The organism is Streptomyces sp. NPDC054847 (assembly GCF_053610925.1).
The window spans coordinates 1-3,156 of sequence record NZ_JBSGZJ010000627.1 but is presented as its reverse complement, the minus strand read 5'-3'; the positions used below and the strand labels follow the sequence as shown (position 1 = coordinate 3,156).

Here is a 3,156-nt window from a genome sequence, read left to right as displayed (position 1 = left end):
CGCGGTGTCCTCAAACGCCGGACGGGCTGACTTTGTCAGGCCCGCCCCGTTCATACACCCGCGTCGACTCCTCCGCGCGGCGCTTCCGCGCCACCGCGCATGCCAGCGTGACCGCCGAGCCCGCCACCGCCCACGCGGCAAGCACCAGCATCGGTCCGCCCGCCCCGTTCCCCCTGAAGTACGCGATGGAGCGCGCCGCATACGTGCCCGCTCCCGGTGGCAGCGCCGGGCCGATCGTGCGCCAGAACGGCGGGAGGAGCGGGTACGGGTAGGCCCCGCCCGCGCTCGGGTTGCCGAGGACGACCACGAGCAGGATCGCCAGGCCGATGCCGACGATCCCCGCCAGTCCCTGAAGCGCCAGCGTGAGTGCTCCGACCGCGAAGACGAGCAGTGTGCCGAGACCCCACAGTGCCCAGACGCTGCCGGGGAGTGCGTCCAGGACCGGGCCGGCGATCAGCGTGCCGAGCAGTCCCGCGGTGATCGAGTAGAGCAGCAGCGCGCCGAGCCGGATGACGGCGCGCGCCCCGTAGGCGGGCCTGGCCCCCGCGCTGATGGCGAGGATCGCCGCGCACAGGTAGCCGCCCACGCACCAGCCGACGACCAGGTAGAACGAGGAGAGGCCGCGCGCGTCGCCCTTGGCGCCCGGGACGATGTCCACGACCTCGATCCTGCGCTGCTGCGACTGTTCCGCCTTTCCGACGACCGCGGCGAGCGCCTCGGAGAGCGCTCCCCCCGCGCCGCCCGCGACCAGCAGGCGGTCGGTGGTGCCGCGTGGGTCGATGACGAGCGCCCCCTCCACCTCGCGTTCCAGGATCTGCTGCCGGGCGGCCGCCTCGTCGCCGACGGTACGCGGTTCCAGCGGGTCGCCCGGCAGCCGGGCGAGCCGGTACAGGGCCTCGTCGGCGATCTGCGTGTCGGGCGAGGTGATCGCCAGCGGGATCATGTGCGGCTTCGGCTGGTGGAAGGCGCCGATGTACGACGTGATGAACCCGAGTTGGAGCGCCAGCACTCCGATGACCAGGATCGCGGCCCGCACGGTCACCGCTTCCTTGACCTCGTCGAGGAACCCCTTGCGCGGCTCGCCGTCTGTCTGTGCCGTCTGTGCCATGGCCCCAACGCTCGACGGCACCCGCCGCCCGCGCAGGCGGTAGCGTCCGAATGGCTGAAGTAGACAGTGTCTACTGACTGCGGTAGACAGTGTCTATGACTGCTGCGACGCAACACGACGAGAGCCTCCGGGCGAGGCTGGTGGCCGCTGGGGTCGAGCTGGTGACCACCCGGGGAGTGGAAGCGCTCTCCCTCCGGGAGATCGCCCGCAGCGCTGGCGTCTCGCACGGCGCCCCGCGCCGCTACTTCCCCACCCACCTGTCCCTGCTGTCCGCGATCGCACGGGAGGGCTTCACCGATCTGGCGCGCCGGGCCGCCGAGGTCGTCGACGGCGGTGATCAGGACCCCCGCGCCCGGGTCGCCGCACTGTGCCGTCTGTATCTGGACTTCGCGCGGACCGACGGCGGCATGTTCGAGCTGATGTTCCGCCACGACCTGCTCAAGAGCGGTCATCTCGGTCTGCGGGAGACCAGCCTGCCGCTCTTCGGCACGTTCGTGGACGCGGTGGCGCGGGTGCGGCCGCGGCCAGGTGACGCCCCGCCGCAGGTCGTCGCGACCGCGCTGTGGGCGAACCTGCACGGCATCGCCCAGCTCTGGGGCTGGGGCAGCCTCCAGCTCGCGACGGGCACCGACGACGTCGAACCGCTGCTGCGTACCGTGCTGGACGCCCACCTCGGGCCGGCCCCCCGTTGAGTACGGCCCCGAGCCCGGGCCACGCGGGACGAAGCGCAGGCAAGGGAACGCACCCGAGCACGCACCCCCCGACCGCGGGCCGGAGCGCCGCCCCGACCGCGGGCCGGAGCGCGGCCCATCGGCGGATCATGCTCGCCGGCAGTGTCGTCGGCGCCTCGGTCGTCGCCCTGGACGGCACCGTGCTGACCATCGTGCAGCCCGTCATGCAACGGGATCTGCTCGCGTCGTTCGAACAGGTCCAGTGGACCGGCACCGGTTATCTGATCGCGGTGGCGAGCCTGCTGGTCCTCGCCGGGCGCATCGGGGACCGGTACGGCCACCGGCGCGTCTTCGCCGTCGGGATGCTGGGCTTCGGCGCCGCGTCCGCCGGGATCGGCCTGGCGCCGGACATCGGCTGGGTCATCGCGTTGCGCGTCGCGCAGGGTGTCTTCGGCGCGCTGCTGCAGCCGGCCACCCTCGGCATGCTGCGGGCCGCCTTTCCGCCCGACCGGCTGGGCATGCCGATCGCGCTGCGCACCAGCGCGATCGGAGCGGCGGCCGCCGCTGGGCCGGTCGTCGGCGGGGCGCTGGCCGCCGAGCTGGGGTGGCGGTCCGTCTTTCTGCTCAATGTCGCACCGGCGCTGGTGATCGGACTGCTCGTCCTCGTCGTGCGGGACCCGGAGCCCGCCCCGGCGCCAAGGACCGGGCTCGACCCGGTCGGGGCCTGCCTGCTCGCGGTGACGCTGGTCTGTCTGGTGCACACGCTCGTCGGCATGCCGGGCACCGGCCGGGCGGCCCTGACCGTGGCGGGGTGCGGCGCGGCGGTCGTCGCGGGCTGCGCGTTCGTACGGCACGTACGGCGCGGCCGGGACCCGCTGGTGCCGCCGGAGATGCTCGGGTCGGCCGCCGTCGCCCCGGCGCTCGGGGTGCTGGTGTGCGCGTCGGCGGTGCTGTCCGGGGCCCTGTTCGCCGGTGTCTACTTCCTTCAGGACGTCCTCGGTCTCGATCCCTTCCGGAGTGCTCTGCAGGCACTGCCGGGGGCGGTCGCGGTGGTCCTGGGCGCGCCGGTGTCCGCGGTGGCGCTGCGCCGGTACGGTCCGCGCCGGACGACCGTGGTGGCGATGTCCCTCCTCGTCGTCGGCGTCCTCACCCTCTCCCGCCTCGACCGGGCGGCGGGCGCGGTGCCGGTCGGTGGCGGTTTCTTCCTGGTGGGCGCCGGTTTCGGCGCCGCGATGGTCGCCGCGACGGCGGTCGTCGTACGTGGCGCGCCCGCGGAGCACGCCGGGGTCGCGGGCGGGCTCCAGCAGACCGCCATGAACATCGGTCCGGTGCTGGGGGTGGCCGTGGCGACCGCGCTGATGGCGTTCGCCGGACCCG

At 73.9% G+C, this 3,156-nt stretch carries 3 protein-coding genes; 2 read left to right on the top strand and 1 reads right to left on the bottom strand.

Annotated features, from left to right (window positions below; genetic code table 11):
* Positions 1 to 10 precede the first annotated feature (10 nt).
* A complete protein-coding gene (locus tag ACWGH4_RS33410) occupies positions 11 to 1,108 on the bottom strand; it encodes a DUF3533 domain-containing protein (RefSeq protein ID WP_453467464.1) in 1,098 nt (365 codons plus the stop codon).
* Positions 1,109 to 1,203: 95 nt separating this feature from the next.
* On the opposite strand from ACWGH4_RS33410, the gene ACWGH4_RS33405 reads away from it, so the two are divergent.
* Both ACWGH4_RS33405 and ACWGH4_RS33400 read left to right on the top strand, forming a co-directional pair.
* Complete coding sequence (locus ACWGH4_RS33405; RefSeq protein WP_441266547.1) at positions 1,204 to 1,800, top strand: WHG domain-containing protein; 597 nt, start codon at positions 1,204 to 1,206, stop codon at positions 1,798 to 1,800.
* A 128-nt stretch (positions 1,801 to 1,928) separates the two neighbouring features.
* Positions 1,929 to 3,156 (top strand): MFS transporter (locus ACWGH4_RS33400; RefSeq protein ID WP_453467462.1); only part of this gene is annotated, 1,228 nt, incomplete at its 3' end.